The sequence below is a fragment of the Arthrobacter sp. ov118 genome (assembly GCF_900116495.1).
GTDB lineage: Bacteria > Actinomycetota > Actinomycetes > Actinomycetales > Micrococcaceae > Arthrobacter.
This window is the reverse complement of record NZ_FPAY01000008.1, coordinates 1-20,298: the sequence shown is the minus strand read 5'-3', so window position 1 is coordinate 20,298 and position 20,298 is coordinate 1. Positions and strand designations below refer to the sequence as shown.

17 protein-coding genes are annotated in these 20,298 nt (G+C 66.2%); 8 read left to right on the top strand and 9 right to left on the bottom strand.

Annotation, left to right across the window (positions count from 1 at the left end; all coding sequences use genetic code 11):
* Positions 1-381 precede the first annotated feature (381 nt).
* The 4 genes from BM372_RS14585 (at position 382) to BM372_RS14570 (ending at position 5,629) form a co-directional block, all read left to right on the top strand.
* Entirely contained in the window at positions 382-1,650 is a 1,269-nt protein-coding gene (locus BM372_RS14585; protein ID WP_090956183.1) for a right-handed parallel beta-helix repeat-containing protein, read from the top strand.
* Positions 1,651-1,877: 227 nt separating this feature from the next.
* Positions 1,878-3,416 carry a right-handed parallel beta-helix repeat-containing protein gene (locus BM372_RS14580; protein ID WP_177236024.1) on the top strand — a complete coding sequence of 513 codons (1,539 nt, stop codon included), beginning with the start codon at positions 1,878-1,880 and terminating at the stop codon, positions 3,414-3,416.
* Between the two features lie 214 nt (positions 3,417-3,630).
* A complete protein-coding gene (gene gmd, locus BM372_RS14575) occupies positions 3,631-4,665 on the top strand; it encodes a GDP-mannose 4,6-dehydratase (protein ID WP_090956181.1) in 1,035 nt (344 codons plus the stop codon).
* Positions 4,658-5,629 carry a GDP-L-fucose synthase family protein gene (locus BM372_RS14570; protein ID WP_090956180.1) on the top strand — a complete coding sequence of 324 codons (972 nt, stop codon included), beginning with the start codon at positions 4,658-4,660 and terminating at the stop codon, positions 5,627-5,629. Before gmd ends, BM372_RS14570 begins: the two co-directional genes overlap by 8 nt.
* 80 nt (positions 5,630-5,709) lie before the next feature.
* Here the strand turns inward: BM372_RS14570 and BM372_RS14565 are convergent, their stop codons facing one another.
* Positions 5,710-6,507, bottom strand: a complete 798-nt coding sequence (locus BM372_RS14565; RefSeq protein ID WP_256214287.1) for a CDP-alcohol phosphatidyltransferase family protein — start codon at positions 6,505-6,507, stop codon at positions 5,710-5,712.
* A gap of 284 nt (positions 6,508-6,791) precedes the next feature.
* Between BM372_RS14565 and BM372_RS14560 the strand changes: the two genes are divergently transcribed.
* Entirely contained in the window at positions 6,792-8,099 is a 1,308-nt protein-coding gene (locus BM372_RS14560) for an aminotransferase class V-fold PLP-dependent enzyme (RefSeq protein ID WP_090956179.1), read from the top strand.
* Positions 8,100-8,110: 11 nt separating this feature from the next.
* Positions 8,111-8,563, top strand: a complete 453-nt coding sequence (gene sufU / locus BM372_RS14555) for a Fe-S cluster assembly sulfur transfer protein SufU (RefSeq protein WP_090956178.1) — start codon at positions 8,111-8,113, stop codon at positions 8,561-8,563.
* A 43-nt stretch (positions 8,564-8,606) separates the two neighbouring features.
* Here the strand turns inward: sufU and BM372_RS14550 are convergent, their stop codons facing one another.
* The 5 genes from BM372_RS14550 to BM372_RS14530 form a co-directional block, all read right to left on the bottom strand.
* On the bottom strand, positions 8,607-9,920 hold the full coding sequence (locus BM372_RS14550; protein WP_090956177.1) for a UDP-glucose dehydrogenase family protein: 1,314 nt from the start codon (positions 9,918-9,920) through the stop codon (positions 8,607-8,609).
* 27 nt (positions 9,921-9,947) lie between these two features.
* Positions 9,948-10,391, bottom strand: coding sequence for a VanZ family protein (locus BM372_RS14545; RefSeq protein WP_177236023.1), 444 nt, complete (start codon positions 10,389-10,391; stop codon positions 9,948-9,950).
* A 96-nt stretch (positions 10,392-10,487) separates the two neighbouring features.
* Positions 10,488-10,709 (bottom strand): SCO4848 family membrane protein, encoded by a 222-nt coding sequence (locus BM372_RS14540; protein WP_090956175.1) that lies wholly within the window; start codon positions 10,707-10,709, stop codon positions 10,488-10,490.
* Between the two features lie 4 nt (positions 10,710-10,713).
* Positions 10,714-11,211, bottom strand: a complete 498-nt coding sequence (locus BM372_RS14535) for a DUF2505 domain-containing protein (protein ID WP_090956174.1) — start codon at positions 11,209-11,211, stop codon at positions 10,714-10,716.
* Positions 11,212-11,257: 46 nt separating this feature from the next.
* Positions 11,258-12,814, bottom strand: coding sequence for an SDR family oxidoreductase (locus tag BM372_RS14530; RefSeq protein ID WP_090956173.1), 1,557 nt, complete (start codon positions 12,812-12,814; stop codon positions 11,258-11,260).
* A 305-nt stretch (positions 12,815-13,119) separates the two neighbouring features.
* Between BM372_RS14530 and mfd the strand changes: the two genes are divergently transcribed.
* Complete coding sequence (gene mfd / locus BM372_RS14525) at positions 13,120-16,812, top strand: transcription-repair coupling factor (RefSeq protein ID WP_090956172.1); 3,693 nt, start codon at positions 13,120-13,122, stop codon at positions 16,810-16,812.
* 3 nt (positions 16,813-16,815) lie between these two features.
* Positions 16,816-17,643, top strand: a complete 828-nt coding sequence (locus tag BM372_RS14520; RefSeq protein WP_177236022.1) for a metal-dependent hydrolase — start codon at positions 16,816-16,818, stop codon at positions 17,641-17,643.
* Between the two features lie 85 nt (positions 17,644-17,728).
* On the opposite strand, the gene BM372_RS14515 is transcribed toward BM372_RS14520, so the two are convergent.
* The 3 genes from BM372_RS14515 to BM372_RS14505 all read right to left on the bottom strand — a co-directional run bounded on the left by BM372_RS14515 (position 17,729) and on the right by BM372_RS14505 (position 19,779).
* Positions 17,729-17,953, bottom strand: coding sequence for a hypothetical protein (locus BM372_RS14515; RefSeq protein ID WP_090956171.1), 225 nt, complete (start codon positions 17,951-17,953; stop codon positions 17,729-17,731).
* Between the two features lie 47 nt (positions 17,954-18,000).
* Positions 18,001-18,699: a deoxyribose-phosphate aldolase gene (deoC, locus tag BM372_RS14510; protein WP_090956170.1), complete on the bottom strand. Its 699-nt coding sequence runs from the start codon at positions 18,697-18,699 to the stop codon at positions 18,001-18,003.
* A gap of 171 nt (positions 18,700-18,870) precedes the next feature.
* On the bottom strand, positions 18,871-19,779 hold the full coding sequence (locus BM372_RS14505; RefSeq protein ID WP_090956317.1) for an FAD-dependent oxidoreductase: 909 nt from the start codon (positions 19,777-19,779) through the stop codon (positions 18,871-18,873).
* Between the last annotated feature and the right edge of the window lie 519 nt (positions 19,780-20,298).

Below are 20,298 nucleotides of genomic sequence, written 5' to 3'. Positions count from 1 at the left end.
TAGCGGTTGTGGACCAATAAGACGCGCAAATGGTTCCGTTCGTTAGGTGGGCTGAATTAGCTCGCATGCTACCGGATCTGATCTGTTCTTGCTAGAGAGGATGTCGACGTGATCCGTGTTGGATTGGGATATCCAAGTGCTTTGTTGCTGGCCGTCTCATTGGCACTGAGCGGCTGCAGCGGGGCCGATTCCGCGGGTCCGCCAACTGCGCCGCCAACAACCTCCCCGGTGGCGACCGACGCAGGACCAAGGTCCGACTCCACGGGCAGTACTCCGGCAGCACCCTGCACCGTTTCAGTGGAACCCGGAGCAGATCTGGACGTTGTGGTGAATGAACAGCCCGAGGCTGCCGTAATTTGCCTGGCCCCGGGGACTTTTAGAGTGGCCCGGACCGTCCGGCCCAAGGCGTTGCAAACCCTCCGGGGTAGCGACAACACGGTGCTGGCTGGCGACGTCCCGGTGGAGCGCTGGAACCGGGAGGGCGCCATCTGGGCTGCCGCGGGCTACCTGCCGGCCGACTATGAGAAGTCCGGACAGTGTGAGGACACTGTCTCCAATCCGTGCCAAGTCGCCGAGGACCTCTTTTTGGATGGAAGGCCAGTGCGGCGCGTCATGAAAAAAAGCGCCGTCGACGCAACGACGTTTTACGCCGATTATGCTGCCAACGTGGTCTACCTCGGGCAGGACCCGGCGGGCCGTGCTGCGACGCTGGCCCGCACCAGAACGGCAGTCACCTCCGATGCGCCGGGAGTTGTCATCGAGCACCTGACCGTTCGCGGATTCGCCAATTTGGCGCAGCAGGGCGCCATTGTGGTCGGGGGCAAGGACTGGACCGTTCGCGATTCCGTCATTACCGCTAATCACGGGGTGGGCGTAATGATCGCACAGGCCGATAATGCACGCATTACGGAGAACACAATTACGGCAAACGGGCAGCTAGGTTTGGGCCAATACCGCTCCCAAGGTGGTCGTATTGACAACAACCGGATTGTCAAAAACAATACTGCGGATTTTTGGCGTGCCGATTGGGAAGCGGGCGGAATAAAAGTCACAAGATCGTCCTCAACCATCATCAACAATGATGTATCAGACAACCTCGGCGTTGGCGTCTGGATAGATCTGGCAGGGGACGGCGTCGTCATCACTGACAATAAAATAGGCGGAAATGCGGCTTGCGGCATTCGGTACGAAATCAGCCGCGACGGGCGCATCACCGGCAACAAGGTGACCGGTAATGGACTCGCCCTGAAGCGGGGCGCCGGCACCGGGTTGCTCACCGGGGCGGGCATCACGGTGAACACCAGCAGCGACGTCACGATTGAGGACAACGCTGTGGGCGGCAACCTCAACGGAATCGGCGTCCAGGCGCGGTCGAGGGGTAACGGGCCGTGGGGCAAGTACGTCCTGGAAAAGGTGGTGGTGAAGGGAAACGTCATCGACTTGAGCGCGCCGACCACATCGACCACGGGCTACGTCGAGTCCGGCGCCCCGACCCGGGAGTCGGACCGGGGCGGCGTCAGGTTTCAGGACAACCGGTACATCCTCGACGACGCCGACGCGCACAAATTTAATTTCAATGGTGGGACCCTGGATTTCAAGGGTTGGCAGAACGCAGGAAACGATACGGCTGGGGCGGTCCTCCCCGCTTGAATGGGACATTGCTTCCTGACCAAGCTGGCTTCTATACTGTGGCGACAGGGTGGTGTCAAGGACCGGCCGGATGCTGTTTTGCAACAATTTCTTGCTAGAGTGTCCGTCCGTAATCCCCTTTGAATGCTGGAGACGCGATTTTCGCTGGGGGAGTCGCGGCCAAGGGTTCCTAGACAGGGCTCGCCAACAGAAAGAAATTTCACATGAATTTCCCCACTCTTGCGCCTATGCCTGAGATGAAGCCACTCCCGCCCGGAAGGGCCCGCCGTGCCGCCGCGGTCGCGGCGCTCATGGGCGTGTTGGCCCTCGGATTTGTTGCGCCATCAACAGCTGCCACGCCGGTGGTTGACGCCACCGTTCCCGCTGGCGGGTCCATTCAGGCAACGATCAATGCCGCCCCGGAAGGCGCGCGCATCGGAGTGTCGGCCGGGACATACCGCATCAGCAGCCCCATCAGCCCCAAGCGAGGTCAGAAGCTGCTGGCACTTGGCGGCGCGGGCACAGCAGTCATCAAAGGTTCCAATGTTGTCACCGGATGGGTCAAAGACGGGTCGAATGCCCGCTGGTACAAGAACGGCCTGCTGCCTGCTGCCTATTCGGACCCGGGCCAGTGTGAGGTGATCAGCGGCGCGGAAGCCAACCCCTGCCAGAAGCGGGAGCAGGTGTACCGCAACGGCGTCGCCATGAACCGCGTCATGCAGCTCTCAAGCGTGCGCGCCAACGGCTTCTACCAGGACTACCAGAACAACCGCACCTGGGTCGGGAGTGATCCCGCCAATACGACCATGGAGATCGCCCGCACCCCGCACGCCATCAATTCCGGGGCCTACGGCGTGACCCTGAGTGGCCTGACGTTCACCAACTTTGCCACCCCGTCCCAAAAGGGTGCCGTAATGGCCGGCGGAGCCAACTGGGTCATCGAAGGCTGCGTGTTCAAGCGGAACCACGGTATCGGCTTGCAGCTTTCCAACGCAGACAGGGCTATCGTCCGGAACAACACCATGGTCGAAAATGGCCAGCTTGGTATGGGACACTACTCCTCCGATAACACCGTCGTGGAAAACAACGAGATTGCCCGGAACAATACTGCCGGTTATTGGGGCGCCGACTGGGAAGCCGGAGGCTTTAAGAGCACCTATTCCAATGGCGTGACCGTCCGCACCAACAACGTCCATGACAACCGCGGCACAGGTATTTGGTTCGATATCAACAACATCAACTCCAACATTCTCGGCAATACGATCAACAACAATTACGCCGATGGAATCCGGTACGAGATCAGCTATAAGGCGCTTATCAGCGACAACAAGCTGACCGGCAATGGCTACGGCCTGGCCACCGGTGGAGGACGGGGAATGGACTACTCGCTGTACGCAGTAGCCGCCATCAACGTCAACTCCTCACCCGATGTTGAGATCCGGCAGAACGTCGTCGGGAGGAACCAGAACGGCATCACCGCCCAGATGCGCAGCCGCGGCAGCGGTACCTACGGCGCCTGGGATCTGCACAACCTCTATGTCCACAACAACGATGTAACACTCGCCACCGGGGCCCGGACAGGCGAAGGCGTTCAGGGCCTGGGTACGCTGTCGCCCGTTTCGCCGACGCTGTACTACACCGGCAAGAACAACCGGTTCGACTTCAACACGTACCGGATGGACGCCACGAGCGCCAAGCGCTTCTCGTGGAACAAGGCCTACATCTCGTTCGCTTCGCTTCAGGCCACCGGCCAGGAGCGCAACGGACGGGTGGTTCCGGCCACCTAGCTACCGGCCGGCCATGCGGCGGGAGAGCGTTCGCTCCCGCCGCATTGGCCGTGGTGGGCTGCCTCGATCCCCGCGCATCTGCCCATCTTGAATCCTGAGACGTGCTCGCAAGTGTGATCTTCGTCATTTATCATGACAGCACAGATCGTGTGGAGCCCTTCACCGGGGTCCGGACATTTGCCGTTCATCATCGTTCGAGACTTCGGGGGACCTTGTGACTAAACGTGCGCTTATTACCGGTATTACCGGCCAAGACGGTTCGTATCTGGCCGAACTTCTCCTCAAGAAGGGCTACGAGGTCCACGGCCTCATTCGCAGGGCTTCCACCTTCAACACGGTGCGGATAGAACACCTGTACGTTGATCCGCATGAGCCGGATGCGAAGCTCTTCCTCCACTACGGGGATCTGAGTGACGGGGCCCGGCTCGTCACCCTGATCGCGAACATCAAACCTGACGAGGTCTACAACCTGGCGGCCCAGTCGCACGTCCGGGTCTCTTTTGACGAACCGGAGCACACCGCTGACACCACGGGCGTCGGCTCTGTGCGCATGCTGGAAGCGGTGCGGCTGGCGGGAATCGAGACCCGGTTTTACCAGGCGTCCTCGTCGGAAATGTTTGGCGCCACGCCGCCGCCGCAAAGCGAGGAAACGCCGTTCTACCCGCGTTCTCCGTATGGGGCTGCGAAGGTCTACAGCTACTGGGTGACCAAGAACTACCGGGAAGCCTACGGAATGTACGCCGTCAACGGCGTTCTGTTCAACCACGAGTCACCCCGGCGCGGCGAAACCTTTGTCACGCGCAAGATCACCAGGGCTGTGGCCGCCATCAGTGCCGGGCTTCAGGAGACCCTCTACATGGGCAACCTTGACGCGGTCCGTGACTGGGGTTACGCCGCCGAGTACGTCGAAGGCATGTGGAGGATGCTCCAGGCCGACGAGCCTGATGACTTTGTGCTCGCTACGGGGGCGGCCTACACCGTCCGTGACTTCCTGGAAATTTCCTTCAGCCACGCCGGGCTCAACTGGGAAGACCACGTCGAGTTCGACGAGCGTTACCTTCGCCCCACCGAAGTGGATGCGCTCGTGGGCGATGCTTCCAAGGCACGAGAAAAGCTCGGATGGAAAGCCACAGTGGAGACTCCTGAATTGGCCCGTCTGATGGTGGACGCCGATATGGAAGCTCTGAAGCATCCCGGCGGCTGGATCGACACAGTGGATTTGGGCAGCTGGGGCCACGGGCATGACTGAGGCTCCCCGTTTTACACCCGGTCCGCTTGAGCGCGACGCACCTTTCTACATCGCCGGCCACCGCGGCCTCGCCGGATCAGCGCTGTGGCGTGCCCTGGCCAAGGCAGGGTTTACGAACCTGGTTGGCCGTGCCTCGGACGAGCTGGACCTGAAAGACCGGGATGCCACCTTCGCGTTCTTTCGTGAAACGAAGCCGCGGTACGTCGTCCTCGCAGCAGCCAAGGTCGGCGGGATCATGGCCAACAACAGCTATCCCGCGGATTTTCTGAGCGAGAACCTCCAAATCCAGGTCAACGTGCTCGACGCGGCCCAGCAGGCAGGAGTCGAGCGGCTGCTTTTCCTCGGGTCGTCCTGCATCTACCCCAAGATGGCGGCCCAACCCATCAAGGAGGAATACCTGCTCACTGGTCATCTGGAGCCGACCAACGACGCCTATGCAATTGCGAAAATCGCCGGCATCCTCCAGGTCCAAGCGGTCCGGCGCCAGCACCATCTGGCCTGGATCTCGGCCATGCCGACAAACCTCTACGGCCCGGGCGACAATTTCTCCGCCCAGGGCTCGCACGTGCTCCCGGCCCTGATCCGCCGGTACGCAGAAGCCGTAGCCGACGGCTCTGAAACGGTGACGAACTGGGGCACCGGTTCACCGCGGCGCGAGTTCCTGCATGTAGACGACATGGCCGAGGCCTGCCTGTACCTGATGGAACACTATGACGGCCCTGAGCAAGTAAATGTCGGTACCGGAACCGACGTAAGCATTGCCGAACTTGCCGGGCTCGTGGCGGACGCCGTGGGCTTCACGGGAACAACGAAATGGGATACGACCAAACCCGACGGAACGCCGCAGAAGCTGTTGGATGTCTCCAAACTGACGGACTCCGGCTGGAGCTATCGCATCCCGCTGGAGAAGGGCATCACCGGAACCGTGGAATGGTACCGGCTCCAGGAGTCGGTCCGGCAATAACACCAACACGCAGTGGACAAACGGGCTGCCCGCGGCCGCCCTCCGGTGCTACCGGTGGTGGTCGCGGGCCTTCCCTGTCCTCAGGGCTCGGTGAGGGGTGCTGCCTGCGCCCTATCGGCTGCACCGTAACTTCGCATTTCGCCGTACCAGCGGGGCAGCGCCAGCAGGAGAAAGCACGCGTTGATTCCGAAAAAGACCGCATAGACAACTGAAAAAACGGGCGGGATTGCCCACAGGAGAAATGCCAGGCACAGCACCCCGTACTCCGTGGGCAGCACGGCCAAGGAATAGAGAACGGATGAGTTGCCTTCCCCGGCCAGTCGGGTCGAGGTTGAGCCGCGGTGTGCCCGCCTCATCTGGTCGGTCAAAATGATCGCGAAAAACAGCACCACGGCGAGCAGTTGGTAGAGCAACGGAACAGCCAGCCATGCGCCCCGCTCGACGTAGCCCTGGTACCACGCCACTAGCACCGCCAAGTGGAGAGAAGCCATCTTGACCGCATCAACAACGTGGTCCAGCCACTCGCCGGCAAAGCTTCCGCCGCCACGCAGCCGGGCTAGCTGTCCGTCAGCTGAGTCAAGGGCATAGCCGAGCACGAGCAGCAGGACAACCAGCACGCTGTTGAGCGCCGTGGCCGGCGCGAACGCGATCAGCGCTATCCCTGAGAAGCTGCACAGGGCGCTCACCGCCGTCACGCCGTTGGGCGTCATATTCAACTTGTACGCCAGGGCGGCAAGATGGCGGCCCGCGGGACGGTTGAGGAAGCGTGCGTAGGCAGAGGCGCCCTTGGACGTCTTTTGCTTCGACCGCAGGGCCTGAACCAGTTGACGGTGAGAAGCTGAGGGGGCCAGCGGCTGCTGGGTCTGCTCTACCTGCACGGCGACGTTTCGGTCGCGGTCAGAAGCCCGGACACTGCGTTTGTCAGTTGCATGAAGTCATCGTAGCGGCCTTGACCTGCAGGAACTATAGATTTGTTGAGCGGCTTATCTCCATTACGGGGACGCATTTCCCGGGATCAGCCGGGTCGTGCCGCTGCTGTACGGGGCCCGCACAGGAAGCCAGTGGGAACGTGGGATAATTAAGTCCAATATGTGTGACGTATTTCCGCCGGCGTTTGCTGCGGGGGTGCGCCGCAGCGAACGCCGATCCAGGAGTCTCCGCCATGGTTGCCACCCCAGCCCACCTCCGCAGCGCTGCCGTCGCGCTCGGAAACGATGAGGTCCTGAGGATCCGCAACGACTTCCCGATCCTGCAGCAGCGGGTCAACGGCAAAGAGCTGGTCTACCTGGACTCCGGCGCGACGTCGCAGAACCCGCTCAGCGTGCTCGAGGCCGAGCAGGAGTTCTATGAGCAGCGGAACTCGGCGGTCCACCGCGGGGCGCACCACCTCGCCGTCGAGGCCACCGAGGCCTTCGAAGACGCTCGGGAGACCGTGGCGGCCTTCGTCGGGGCGGAGCCGGATGAGCTCATCTGGACTTCCAACGCCACGGAGGGCCTGAACCTTCTCACTTACTCCTTCCTCAACGCGTCGCTGCCCGGTGCCGGCGCTGAAGCCGCCCGTTTCGCCCTGGCCCCGGGCGATGAACTCGTGGTCACGGAGATGGAGCACCACGCCAACCTGATCCCGTGGCAGGAACTCGCCGTCCGGACCGGAGCGGTCCTGAAGTTCATCCCCGTCGACGACGCCGGCGCCCTGGACCTGGAGGCTGCCGCCGCCATCATTGGCCCGCGCACCCGCGTCCTGGCGTTCACTCACGCTTCCAACGTTCTGGGCACCATCAACCCGGTGGCAGCCCTGGTCGGCCTGGCTCGTTCCGCGGGGGCACTCGTTGTGCTCGATGCGTGCCAGTCCGTCCCGCACCTGCCCCTGGACGTCAAGGCGCTCGGCGTCGACTTCGCGGTGTTCTCTGGCCATAAGATGCTCGCCCCCACGGGAATCGGCGCCCTCTATGGCCGCTCGGAGCTGCTCAACTCGCTGCCGCCGTTCCTGACCGGCGGCTCGATGATCACCACTGTCACCATGGAACGGGCGGGCTTCCTGCCGAGTCCGCAGCGCTTCGAGGCCGGCACGCAGCGCATCTCGCAGGCTGTTGCGCTCGCCGCGGCGGTGAACTATCTCAGCGAAACCGGGATGGACCGCATCCATGCCTGGGAAGCCGAGCTGGGCCAGCGGCTCGTGCAGGGCCTGTCGGCCATCCCCGGGATCCGCGTGCTGGGCCCGGCAGCGGGCCAGGAACGGATCGGCCTGGCGGCGTTCGACGTCGCCGGCGTCCACGCGCACGACGTCGGCCAGTTCCTGGACAGCCGCGGCATCGCGGTGCGGGTGGGCCACCACTGCGCCCAGCCGCTGCACCGCCGGCTGGGGCTGACGGCCACGACCCGAGCCAGCACCTACCTGTACAACACCACGGACGATGTGGACGCATTCCTCAATGCGGTCGCCGACGTCCGTGCCTACTTCCACGCCTAGGGCGGACATCCATGAGTCTTGACCAGCTCTACCAGCAGATCATCCTGGACCACTCCAAGGCCCGGCACGGCAGCGGCCTGGCCGCGGCGGCAGCTCCCGTGGGTGCCAGCGGCCAGTCCCACCAGCTGAATCCGACCTGCGGCGACGAAATCACGGTCCGCGTGTCCGTGGCCGGCGGCAAAGTCAGTGAGCTGCGCTGGGACGGCGACGGCTGCTCCATCTCGATGGCCTCGGCCTCCGTGCTGACGGACCTTGCCGAGGGCATGACCACCGAGGAACTCCGCACCGTGATTGGCAACTTCCGCGACGTGCTTCGCTCCCGCGGCAAGGTGCCGGCGGACCCGGAACTGCTGGGCGACGCGGCCGCGTTCGAGGGTGTGTCCCGCTACGCTGCCCGGGTCAAGTGCGCCATGCTCTCCTGGGTAGCGGCCGAAGACGCCCTCGGGCAAGCCGTCTCGCAGTAGGACCGGCCGCCGCTGGGCGGTGAACGAGGCCGCCGTGGCAGGATCAGGGCCGCCCGAGACCCCTGTAGATCCACCCGGCAGCACGCCACTTGGCCGGGTCCAGGACATTGCGGCCATCGAGGATGCGCGGCACGGACACAAGCGCTTTGACGGCGTGCGGATCCAGTTCCCGGTACACCCGCCATTCGGTGAGGAGCAGCACGGCGTCGGCCCTGTTCAGCGCGGTTTCCAGATCGGGTTCCAACGGGAGTTCGGGAAAGCGTTTGGCCGCATTGGTCAGTGCCTGGGGATCGGTCACCGTCACCACCGCACCCTGCAATTGGAGCTGCGCGGCGGCACTGAGCGCGGGGGAGTCCCGGACGTCGTCGCTCTCGGGCTTGAAGGCGGCCCCCAGCACCGCGATCCGCTGGCCCAGCAGGGACCCGCCGCACAGTTCCCGCGTCAGCTCCACCACCCGGGTGCGGCGCCGCATGTTGATGGCGTCCACTTCGCGCAGGAACGTCAGTGCCTGGTCCGCGCCCAGCTCCCCGGCCCGGGCCATGAACGCGCGGATGTCCTTGGGCAGGCAACCGCCGCCGAACCCGATACCTGCGTTCAGGAACTTCCGCCCGATCCGCTCGTCGAGGCCGATCGCATCAGCCAGCCGCGTGACGTCGGCCCCCGTGGCCTCGCAGACCTCGGCCATGGCATTGATAAATGAAATCTTCGTGGCGAGGAACGAGTTGGCGGCCGTCTTCACGAGCTCTGCGGTGGCAAAGTCCGTCACCAGCCGGGGGATTCCGCCCGCCAGCGGAACCTCGTAGACCCGGTCCAGGACGGCCACGGCAGGATGTTCTTCGCTGCCGTCGGGTGTTCCGTAGACGAACCGGTCCGGGTTCAGGGTGTCCGTCACGGCGTGGCCCTCGCGCAGGAACTCAGGATTCCAGACCAGCGTGGCACCAGGCTCCGTCTCCGCAATCACCTCGGCCAGCCGCGCGGCGGTTCCCACCGGCACCGTGGACTTCCCGGCGACGACGTCGCCGGGGGAGAGCTGGGCGGCGAGAGCCTCGACGGCGGCGTCCACGTAGCGCAGGTCGGCGCCGTTTTCGCCGCGTTTCTGCGGGGTCCCGACGCAAACGAAATGGACTTCGGCGCCGCGGGCGGCCGCCAAGTCGGACGTGAACCGCAGTCGCCCCGATTCTTCAAGCTCGGCAAGGAGTTCATCCAGGACAGGCTCGTAAAAGGGAGCATGGCCCGCTGATAGTTGTTCCACTTTGTGTTCGTCGACGTCGATGCCGACGACGTCATGACCCAGTTTCGCCATACACGCAGCGTGGACCGCACCCAGGTAACCGCAGCCGATGACCGAGATCCGCATAGCTCAATGTCCTCCCGCGTGGCTAGTTCACAGCGTACGTGCTGGCCGCCGTTTTCGCACAGGGTTGCCGCGGGCCATGAGCGCCCGGGCCAGGAGGGCGCCGAGCAACCCGCCGAGGGTGTTCGCGGCGACGTCGGCGACGGAGGCAAAGCGGGCGGGAAGAAGGGCGAACTGGGCAAGTTCGATGAGGACGGAGAGCAGGAAACCCGTAGCCACCCCTCCCCACCAGTACCGCGGGCCGAGGATCCGGGCGACCAAGGCGCCCAGCGGAAAGAACAAGATCACGTTGGCGCTGAATTCCACCACGGCGTAATCGAACCATCGTGGAACGCCCCCGCGGTGGAGGTCCTGCAACCACTGCGCCAAGAATCCGGACGCGTCGCGGTCAACGGGGACGGGCCAAAAAGCAATCAGGCCCAGCGAAAGGGCATAGGTGCCCAGGGCCCAGATGGCCGCACGACGGGGTAGCAAAGGGGTGTCCCCTTTCAGTGGTCCACCTTTTTGCCGATTCTAGCGCCGGCGGCGGCGGGCGCGGTATGCGCAGTGCCGCCGCCGGTGTTTCGGGGGCTAGCTGACCAGCCCCGCGATGCCGATGGCCGCCGTCGCGGCCCCAAGCACCATGGAGATGCTGACGAGGACGACGTGGACGGTCAGGAAGCGCGTGGCCTTGCCGTCGGCATCGCGGGCCCGCGGGTCCTTTCTGACCCGGCGCAGGAACTGCGGCCAGACCACCAGGGACCAAACACCGGAGACCACCAGGACGACGGCGAGGAACGCTGGCAGCTCCACGGCGCTAGTGGCTCTCGAGCCAGGCCTGGGCCTGCTGGGACTGCAGGTTCAGGGCCTTGCCGACCATCGGCTCTGCTGCATCGGCGATCTTGCCGCCGAGGAACGGCACCGAGGAGGTCACGTTGCCTTCGAGCTCGATCCGGGTGCTGCCACCCTCGGATACGAGACGCTGGACGGCGTTCACGTCCAGCGGTGCGCCGGCGACCTTGAGCGAGATCTTGCTCTGCCGGGAGCCGTCGGCTGCCGGGGCCTCCCAGCTTTCGAGCTGGGTGACCTTCAGGCTTTCGCCGACAAATTTCCGGGCCAGGTCGGGCATCCGGGTGGTGGGGATGGTGCGCACGGTGGTGGTGCTGAAGGCGGCGGCGGGGTCGCCTTCGAGGGCGAACGATTCCAGGGTGCCGCCGACGAGCTCGCTCGTGTGGCGCAGGAAGTCTTCGTTGACGAAAACCGCGGTAATGCGGTCGACGCTGTGCGGAACGGTAGTGGATGCACTCAGGGCCATGGGGGTCCTCCGTGATGTGGAAGTGGACGTTTCGGGCTTCAACATCCTACGTGGTGCGCCCGGCAGGCTCCGACTCGAGGTTTTCCAGTTCCCGCGCGGCGGCGGTGATATTCCGCGACATCGCGGGAAATATGACGCTGTGGAACGGCAGCACGGCGAGCCAGTAAAGGCGGCCGCTGAGGCCCTTGGGGAAGAAGATGGCCCGCTGGAGGTAGCGGCTGCCCGTCCCCTCCGGCTCCACCGAGAGCTCGAGCCAGGCCCGCCCCGGGGCCCGCATTTCGGCGCGCAGGCGCAGCAGCCGCCCGCGGTCGATCCGTTCGACCCGCCACCAGTCCACCACTTCGCCCTCCGCCAGCAGATGCGGGTGCCGGCGCCCCCGGAGCAGGCCGGCGCCGCCGGTGAGCTTGTCCAGCCAGCCGCGCACCTGCCACGCCAGCGGAAGCGAGTACCAGCCGTTGCGGCCGCCAATTCCTTCGATGATGGTCCAGACGTGCTGCGGGTCCACGTCGCTGGGGAAGCTGCGCTCATCCACGTACACCCGATACCCTGCCCAGTCCGGGTCGCTGGGGAGGGGATCGGCGTCGACGCCGGCGCTGGCCCACGTGGTTTCGACCTGGCCGTCGCGTTCCTTGCCCAAGGCGAGGGCCACGGCCCGCCGGTAGGGGGTCAGCCCGCCCGCCGGCACGGCGATGCGGGCGTCGATGTCATGTTCCCGGGAGACGGCGTCGTGCTGGAGCGATTCGACCAGCGGCAGCGACATGGCCAGCGGGATCGGGGTGACCAGGGCAACCCACATGCCGGCCAGCTTGGGCGCGGGGACGGGCAGCGCCAGCACCACCCGGTGAGGCAGCCCGGCCTCTGCTGCGTATTCCTGCATCATCTCCGCGTAGGTCAGCACCTGGCGGCAGCCGATATCGAACGTGCGGTTGGTGCTTCCTTCCAGCGAGGCCGCGGCCACGAGGTAGTGCAGCACGTCCCGGACGGCGATCGCCTCGATCTTGTTGCGCACCCAACTCGGCGCGGGCATCAGCGGCAGCGTCTCGGACAGGTGCCGGATCATTTCGAACGACGCCGAGCCAGAGCCGATGACGACGCCGGCCTGGAAGACCACTGCGTCCACCGGGCTGTCCAGGAACACCTTCCCCACCGCCTCGCGGGAGCGCATGTGGGTGGACAGTTCGGTACCGGCCGGGTGCAGTCCGCCAAGGTACACAATGCGGTCCACTCCTGCCGCGGCCGCCGCGCGGGCGGCCGTGCCGGCCATGGCCTTTTCCTTGGCTTCGAAGCCCTTCCCGGCGGCCATGGAGTGGACCAGGTAGTAGAGGACGTCCACGCCGTCGAGCGCCTTCCGCAGGGCGGCGCCGTCGTCGAGGCTGCCCTGGACCACCTCGACGTCGTCCAGCCACGGCACGCCGGCGATCTTGGCCGGCGTCCGGACCACGACTTTAACTGTGTGCCCGGCTTCCAGGAGCCGGGGAACCAGGCGGCCGCCGATGTACCCGGTGGCGCCGGTGACGAGGACGGTTTTGGCGTGCGCCGCCTTGGGGATGACGGGCTGAAGCTGCTCCGGCGTCGGTTCCGGGGCGGTGGGTGTGCCGTTCATGGGTGGCTCCTACTCATCCAGCGTTTGCGCTCAGGTGGCAGGCTTCCGGACTGGCAAGCCGCCCACCAAGCCATTCGGTCCGCCGGCCGGCCCGGATGGCCGCCGGCGGTAATTTGTGGCAGGTCCTTTCTCGCCAGCCTAGCCCGCATGCCGGGAAGGAGTCAGCGGCAGCCGGGCACGGACAGGTGCTGGCGGCCGTGTGTGGGCGGCCCCGGGCTGCGCGGTAGGCTTGGAAGCCCCGGGATTCTTGCGAATTTCGGCTATTCGTGTTGCCTGCATTCGTGAACACACCAGGAGCTTCAGACATGAGCCTCAACGGCCCCTCACTCACCGGTCTGCGCCGCGTCCTCGCCGAGGACCGAAACTACGCCCGCGTCCGGGCCGAGGCCTCCCGCGGATTCGCCGCCCGCAGCGAGGACTACCAGATCAGCGCCCCGGCCGGCCTGCGGGCGACGCTGCTCGCCGAAATCGCCGACGGCCTCGCTGCCCTGGCTGACGAATCGTCCGACGCGGCCTCCGGCGGGGCGGACGCCCAGGGCAGCGGCGCCGGTGCGCCCGTCGTCCTGGCCGTCACGGCGACGGGACGGGAAGCCGAAGACCTGGCAGAGGCGCTGCGCGCCTATCTCCCGGCCGGATCGATCGCCGAGTTCCCCAGCTGGGAAACCCTCCCGCACGAACGGCTCTCCCCGCGCTCGGACACGGTGGGCCGGCGGCTGTCCGTGCTCCGCCGCCTGGCCCACCCGGAATCCGCCGGTGCCGGTGCCCTGCGCGTTGTGGTGGCGCCGGTCCGCGCCGTGGTCCAGCCCATCGTGGCGGGCCTCGGCGAGCTGGTACCCGTGACCCTGACCGTCGGCCAGGACGTCCCGTTCGGCGACGTGGTCAAAAACCTGGCGGCAGCAGCATACGCCCGCGTGGACATGGTCACCCGGCGCGGCGAATTCGCGGTGCGCGGCGGCATGCTGGATGTCTTCCCGCCCACCGAGGACCACCCGATCCGGGTCGAGTTCTTCGGCGACGAAGTCGAACAGATGCGCTGGTTCGCCGTCGCCGACCAGCGCTCGCTCTCGGCACCCGGTGTCCATCACCCCACCGAGCTGCACGCCCCGCCCTGCCGGGAAATCCTCATTACCCCGTCTGTCATGTCCCGGGCGGCGACGCTGAAGTCCCAGCTGCCGGCAGCGGCGGACATGCTGGAGAAGATCGCCGGCGGCATCACGGTGGAGGGCATGGAATCGCTGGCGCCCGTTCTCGTGGACGCCATGGTCCCGTTCCTGGACCAGCTCCCGTCCGGGTCCGTTGCCGTGGTGATCGAACCGGAAAAGGTCCGCACCCGTGCCCACGACCTCGCCGCCACGAACGAGGAATTCCTTGAAGCTGCCTGGTCTACGGCTTCCGACGGCGGTGCCGCGCCTCTTGATTTGAGCTCCCAGGCGTCGGAGGCCCTGCATTCGGCCAGCTTCCGGTCGCTGGCCGACACCCGCACCACAGCCCTCGCCCACGGGGTCTCCTGGTGGTCTATCACGTCCCTGGCCACCGACGAGGAACTCCTGCCCGACGTCGACGTCCTGAACCTGCACGCCCGCGAACCCCGCGGCTACCAGGGTGAAGTGGCTGAGATGATGGACTTCATCGGCTCCCGCGTCCGCGACCAGTGGCGGATCGTGGTGGTAACCGAGGGCCCAGGGCCGGCCCAGCGCCTGGCCGAACTCTTCCATGACAACAACATCCCCTGCGCCCGGGTGGACGCGCTCGCCGAGGAGCCGCAGCCCGGGCTGATCGAGGTGACCACCGCCGCCGTCGGACGCGGCTTTGTCCTGGATCCGCTGAAGGTGGCCCTGCTGACCGAGGCGGACCTGCTCGGCCGGACCTCCGCTGGGTCCACGAAAGACATGCGCCGGATGCCCTCCAAACGGCGGAACGCGGTGGACCCGCTGCAGCTTGTGGCCGGCGACTTCGTGGTCCACGAACAGCACGGCATCGGCCGCTTCGTGGAGCTCATTCAGCGCAAAGTGGCTGGCGGCGGCGACGGCGTCCGGGAATATCTGGTCCTCGAATACGCCCCGTCCAAGCGCGGCGCCCCGGGTGACCGGCTTTTCGTGCCCACCGACCAGCTGGACCAGGTCACACGCTACGTCGGCGGGGACGCACCCGCGCTGAGCAAAATGGGCGGCGCGGACTGGGCGAGCACCAAGTCCAAGGCCCGCAAGGCGGTCAAGGAAATCGCCGGCGAACTCATCCGGCTGTACTCGGCCCGGATGGCGTCCCGCGGCCACGCGTTCGCCGCGGACACTCCGTGGCAGCGTGAACTGGAGGAGGCCTTCCCGTACGTGGAGACCCCGGACCAGCTGACCACCATCAACGAGGTCAAGGCCGACATGGAGCGCGAGATCCCGATGGACCGGCTCATCTCCGGCGACGTCGGTTATGGCAAGACCGAGATCGCCGTCCGCGCGGCGTTCAAGGCGGTCCAGGACGGCAAGCAGGTGGCCGTGCTGGTGCCCACCACGCTGCTGGCCCAACAGCACTACGAGACCTTCACCGAGCGGTTCTCCGGCTTCCCGCTCCGGGTCAGGCCGCTGTCCCGCTTTCAGGGCGCGAAGGAGGCCAAGGAGACGGCCGAGGGGGTCAAGAGCGGCGCCGTCGACGTCGTCATCGGCACCCACCGGCTGTTGTCCAAGGACTTCGGCTTCAAGGACCTGGGCCTGGTGATTGTGGACGAGGAGCAGCGCTTCGGCGTCGAGCACAAAGAGGCGCTGAAGAAGATGCGCACCAACGTGGACGTCCTGGCCATGAGCGCCACACCGATTCCCCGGACCCTGGAGATGTCCCTGACCGGCATCCGCGAAACCTCCACCCTGGCGACTCCGCCCGAGGAGCGCCACCCTGTGCTGACCTACGTGGGTCCGTACACGGACAAACAGACCTCCGCCGCCATCCGCCGTGAGCTCATGCGGGAAGGGCAGGTGTTCTTCGTTCACAACAGGGTCTCCACGATCGACCGCACCGCGGCGAAGATCCGCGAGCTGGTCCCGGAGGCCCGGGTGGAGGTCGCCCACGGCAAGATGTCCGAAAGCCGGCTCGAACAGATCATCGTGGACTTCTGGGAAAAGCGCTTCGACGTCCTGGTCTGCACCACCATCATCGAGACCGGGCTGGATATCTCCAACGCCAACACCCTGATCGTGGACGGGGCGGACAAGTACGGACTGTCGCAGCTGCACCAGTTGCGCGGCCGCGTGGGCCGCGGCCGGGAGCGGGCGTACGCCTACTTCCTCTACCCCTCGGAAAAGCCCCTGGGCGAGGTGGCGCTGGAACGCCTCAAGGCCGTGGCCACACACAACGAGCTCGGCGCCGGCATGCAGCTGGCCATGAAGGACCTGGAAATCCGCGGCGCAGGCAACCTGCTCGGCGGCGAACAGTCCGGCCACATCCAGGGCGTCGGATTCGACCTGTACATCCGGCTGGTGGGCGAGGCCGTGGCCGAATACCGGGGCGAGGCCGAGGAAAAGGCCGCCGAGATGAAGATCGAGCTGCCCGTCAACGCGCACCTGCCGCACGACTACGTGCCCGGCGAACGGCTGCGCCTTGAGGCCTACCGCAAGCTGGCGGCCGCGCTCACGCCCGAGGCCATCGAGGAGGTCCAGGCCGAGCTCGTGGACCGCTACGGCGAGCTGCCGCTGCCGGCGAAGAACCTGATCGACGTCGCCCGCTTCCGGGTGGGGGCCCGCGAGGCCGGACTGTCCGACGTCGCGCTGCAGGGCAACTTCATCAAGTTCTCCCCGGCCCAGCTGCCCGAGTCCAAGCTCATGCGCCTCACCCGCATGTACCCGGGCGCGCAGGCGAAGCCGGCGCTGGACGCGGTGCTCATCCCCAAGCCCAAGACCGCGAGGATCGGCGGCAGGGACCTGCAGGACGCCGAAATCCTGGAGTGGGCCAACGGCGTCATCCGCAACATCTTCACCGACGTTCCTGTTCCGCTCGAACAGACCAGGGGTTAGACCATGATGGGAGGACACCACGCGGCGTCGGGAGCCGCGGCGTGGGTAGCCATTGCCTCGACCGGCCCGTACGCCCTGGGCTGGTACCCGCTGGACCCCACAGGAATCGTGATCGGTGCCATGGCGACGGCGGGGACCGCGCTGGTCTGCGACTGGGACCACCGCGCCAGCACCGTGGCGCACGCGCTGCCGCCGCTGTCCAACCTCGTGGCGCGCGGAATCGAGAACGTCAGCGGCGGCCACCGGCAGGGCACGCACTCCGTGCTGGGCGCGGCGTTCTTCGTGCTGCTGGCCATGATTGCCGGGCAGTTGCAGGTGCAGACCCAGTGGGGGCTGTTGTCCGTCGGGGCCGGGCTGTTGTGCATGTTCATGATCAACATCGCCGCGAAGGCCCTGAAACTTTTCCCGAAGTACGGCTGGATCAGCAACTGGATCTTCGCCCTTGTCATGGCAGGGCTTGTGACGTGGTTTGCGCCGCACCAGTGGACCTGGCTCCCGGTTTCGATGCTCACCGGCGTGCTGGTGCACATTGTGGGTGACATGATCACCACCGGGGGAGTGCCGCTGCTCTGGCCGCTCGTGATCAAGCCGCCGAAGGTTATGCGGAAACTGCCGTTGCTCAAAAACGTCTGGAAAGCCAACGGGGCGTTCTCCATCCCGTTGCTGGGGCGGGCGGGCTCACGGCGGGAATGGCTGGTCCTTATCCCGGTCAGCGGCTACGCGATGGTGGGGATCTTTGGCGCGGGACTGGCCGTGGCCAAGGCGCACTTCCCGGCAGCACTGGCGCTGGGCACCGGACTGCTCAGGAGCCTGTTCGCGCTGCTGCCCTAATGAGCCGGTACGCGTTAAATGGTGCGCGTTAAACGAGGAAGGCTCCGGATATCCGGAGCCTTCCTCGTTTTAAGAACAGTGGAGCCTAGTTTTCTCCGGCCGAGTCCGAGCGGCCCAGCAGCGTCTGCGGGATCCAGAACGCCAGGGCGAACAGGCCAAGGCAGACGGCCATCGGCCAGGGGTTCTCCAGCGTGAGGAAGGACAGCGAGTAGATCGCACCGGCGAAGAGGATCATCATCAGGGCAAAGAGAACGATGGACGAGCCAAGGCTGTTCTCGGTCTGCGGGCTCTTGGTGGTGTTGCTGGACATTCGTTCCTCCTCGGCCCCGGGGGGCTCAAAACTGTGGCGCCGCCGGATCAGTACGCGGACGAACCCTGTTCACCCTTGACGATTGCGATACCGGAGCTGGCGCCAATACGTGTTGCACCTGCAGCAATCATAGCCTGTGCATCAGCCAGGGAACGCACGCCGCCGGAGGCCTTGACCCCCAGCCGATTGCCCACCGTGCGGCGCATCAGGGCGACGTCCTCGGCAGTGGCCCCGCCGCCGTTGAAGCCGGTGGACGTCTTGACGAAGTCGGCCCCGGCCTCCACCGCGGCCTGGCAGGCGAGCACCTTCTGGTCATCGCTCAGCAGCGCCGTTTCGATAATCACCTTCAGGATCGCCCCGCCGTCGTGGACGGCTTCGGCGACGGCAGTGATGTCATCCACCAGCGTGCCCTTGTCATTGGCGCGGGCTGCGGCGATGTTGATGACCATGTCCACCTCTTCGGCTCCGTCCAGGACGGCGCCCCGGGCCTCGAAGGCCTTGACGTCGCTCGGCGTGGCGCCCAGCGGGAATCCAACCACTGAGCACGTCAGCACCCCGGTGCCCTTGAGCGCGGTCTGGACGGTTTTGACCCAGACCGGGTTCACGCAGACCGACTTGAAGTGGTACTCGGCCGCCTCGGCGCAAACCTTGAGGATCTCAGCCTCGCTGGCCTCCGGCTTGAGGAGAGTGTGGTCGATGTAGGAAGCAATGTCGGGCGTGCCCGCGGTGGCGGCTTCGTGGCTCATGGTGGTCCCTTTCCTGGCGGGCCTGGGACGCGGCGGTCCCTTCCCGGGCCTGTGGGCCTGTAGGCCCGGTCGGCGCCGCACGGTTCGCGGCTCATCGCTGACCATCTTGCCACAGGAGGACGCGCCCGTCTGGACAGTCCCGGTGCGCCCGGCGGCCCGGTGCCGGCCAGCTCAGGCGGCCGCCGCGAGGGGCCGGGCCATGGCGGCCTCCAGCAGCTGGGAAGCGCACACGGAGGCGGCGGAACCGGAAGCCACCAGCAGCCCCAGCCGGACGCCGTCGTAGGCCGCGGCGTCACCGATCGCCCAGATGCCCGGCACGGACGTGCGGAAGTCCTGGCTGATGACGATCCCGCCGCCGGCTGCGGTGACGAGCCCCGCGGTGGCGGCCAGCTCGTCGCGGGCGATGCGCTCCTCGGCGAGGATCACAAGGTCACCGTTCATGCTGGAGCCGTCCTCGAAGAGGATGCCGGAGGCTGGCAGGACGGATCCTGCGAGGGTGGGAACGACGGCGGCGGGACGGATAGTGGTGCGGACCGGGCGGACGCCGCGGGCCCGGAGGACGGCCTCGGCCTGGCCGGCGGCGGAGCCGGTACCGACCAGGATGCCCAGGGGGCGCCTGCCGAGGACCCGCGTGACGTCTTTGACGGCTTCGCCCAGCCGGGCGGCGTCGTCGATCGTGGAGTAGCTCAGGCAGCGTGCGGCGCCCTCCACCGGCGCTTCGGCGGGGGCGGACCCGGTGGCGATGACGAGCTCGTCGTAGTTTAACTCCAAGCCGTCGGCGGTGGTCACGCGGCGGTTCTCCGCGTCGATGTAGCTGGCCGGCTGGCCGAAGCGGACCGACACCTGGGGCAGGACGGCGAGCTCCAGCAGTTCATCCGGCGCGTCGTCCCGGTTGCTGAGCACGGTGATGGCGCCGGCAAACGGGGTCCGGGTGAGCTGGCGGACCAGGGCCTGCGCGGCCGGGCCGGCGCCGGCGATCACAATCCGGGGCCGGCCGGCCGTCGTGGGAGAGGCGGTGCCGGAAGCGGCGGCCGTCGAGGAGGAGGTGTCGGACGTGGGAGACAATGCCGGAGCGGACATCTGCAGGCCCTTTCGCTGGGTGGCCATCGTGCGGCCGGTGTGCTTGATGAATCCCAGCGTAGGGGGCCGATTTTTCCGCAGTGTTTCCCGGGTGTTGCCTGTTTTCCGCTGCCTGTTCGCCAGTTTTTACTGGCCGGTAATGACGTGCGTCACACCACCCACCGGACGATCCAACGCAACGCGGGGTCACTTAGCGCCCAATCGGAGGGCGGCGAGTTCTAGCGGTCGTTGCAACACTCAATGAAAATTGGGAGTTGCAACGACCGTGTCGTCTTTAGCGGAAGCACCACGAACCAGCAGGAAATACACGCAGGAGCAGAAGGACGAGTTCTTCTCGGTTCTGGATCGGTTGGGTAATGTGGCCCGGGCTGCCGAGTCACTGGGCTTTAACCGGTACACGTGCCGGAAATGGGCAAGGCGTGCCGGGTTCCGGGGCAGGCCCGGCGGCCCGGTTCATCCCGGGCTCGGGGAGTATTTCCGGCTGCGCAAGGCCGGCAGCACACGCAGGGAAGCTGCCAG

What these genes read in the sequence shown, in the direction of transcription:
- BM372_RS14580 (WP_177236024.1), top strand. Translation starts at nt 1,878, where the DNA reads ATGCCTGAGATGAAGCCACTCCCGCCCGGAAGGGCCCGCCGTGCCGCC.
- BM372_RS14570 (WP_090956180.1), top strand. Translation starts at nt 4,658, where the DNA reads ATGACTGAGGCTCCCCGTTTTACACCCGGTCCGCTTGAGCGCGACGCA.
- BM372_RS14560 (WP_090956179.1), top strand. Translation starts at nt 6,792, where the DNA reads ATGGTTGCCACCCCAGCCCACCTCCGCAGCGCTGCCGTCGCGCTCGGA.
- sufU (WP_090956178.1), top strand. Translation starts at nt 8,111, where the DNA reads ATGAGTCTTGACCAGCTCTACCAGCAGATCATCCTGGACCACTCCAAG.
- BM372_RS14550 (WP_090956177.1), bottom strand. Translation starts at nt 9,920, where the DNA reads ATGCGGATCTCGGTCATCGGCTGCGGTTACCTGGGTGCGGTCCACGCT.
- BM372_RS14535 (WP_090956174.1), bottom strand. Translation starts at nt 11,211, where the DNA reads ATGGCCCTGAGTGCATCCACTACCGTTCCGCACAGCGTCGACCGCATT.
- BM372_RS14530 (WP_090956173.1), bottom strand. Translation starts at nt 12,814, where the DNA reads ATGAACGGCACACCCACCGCCCCGGAACCGACGCCGGAGCAGCTTCAG.
- mfd (WP_090956172.1), top strand. Translation starts at nt 13,120, where the DNA reads ATGAGCCTCAACGGCCCCTCACTCACCGGTCTGCGCCGCGTCCTCGCC.
- BM372_RS14520 (WP_177236022.1), top strand. Translation starts at nt 16,816, where the DNA reads ATGATGGGAGGACACCACGCGGCGTCGGGAGCCGCGGCGTGGGTAGCC.
- BM372_RS14515 (WP_090956171.1), bottom strand. Translation starts at nt 17,953, where the DNA reads ATGTCCAGCAACACCACCAAGAGCCCGCAGACCGAGAACAGCCTTGGC.
- deoC (WP_090956170.1), bottom strand. Translation starts at nt 18,699, where the DNA reads ATGAGCCACGAAGCCGCCACCGCGGGCACGCCCGACATTGCTTCCTAC.
- BM372_RS14505 (WP_090956317.1), bottom strand. Translation starts at nt 19,779, where the DNA reads ATGTCCGCTCCGGCATTGTCTCCCACGTCCGACACCTCCTCCTCGACG.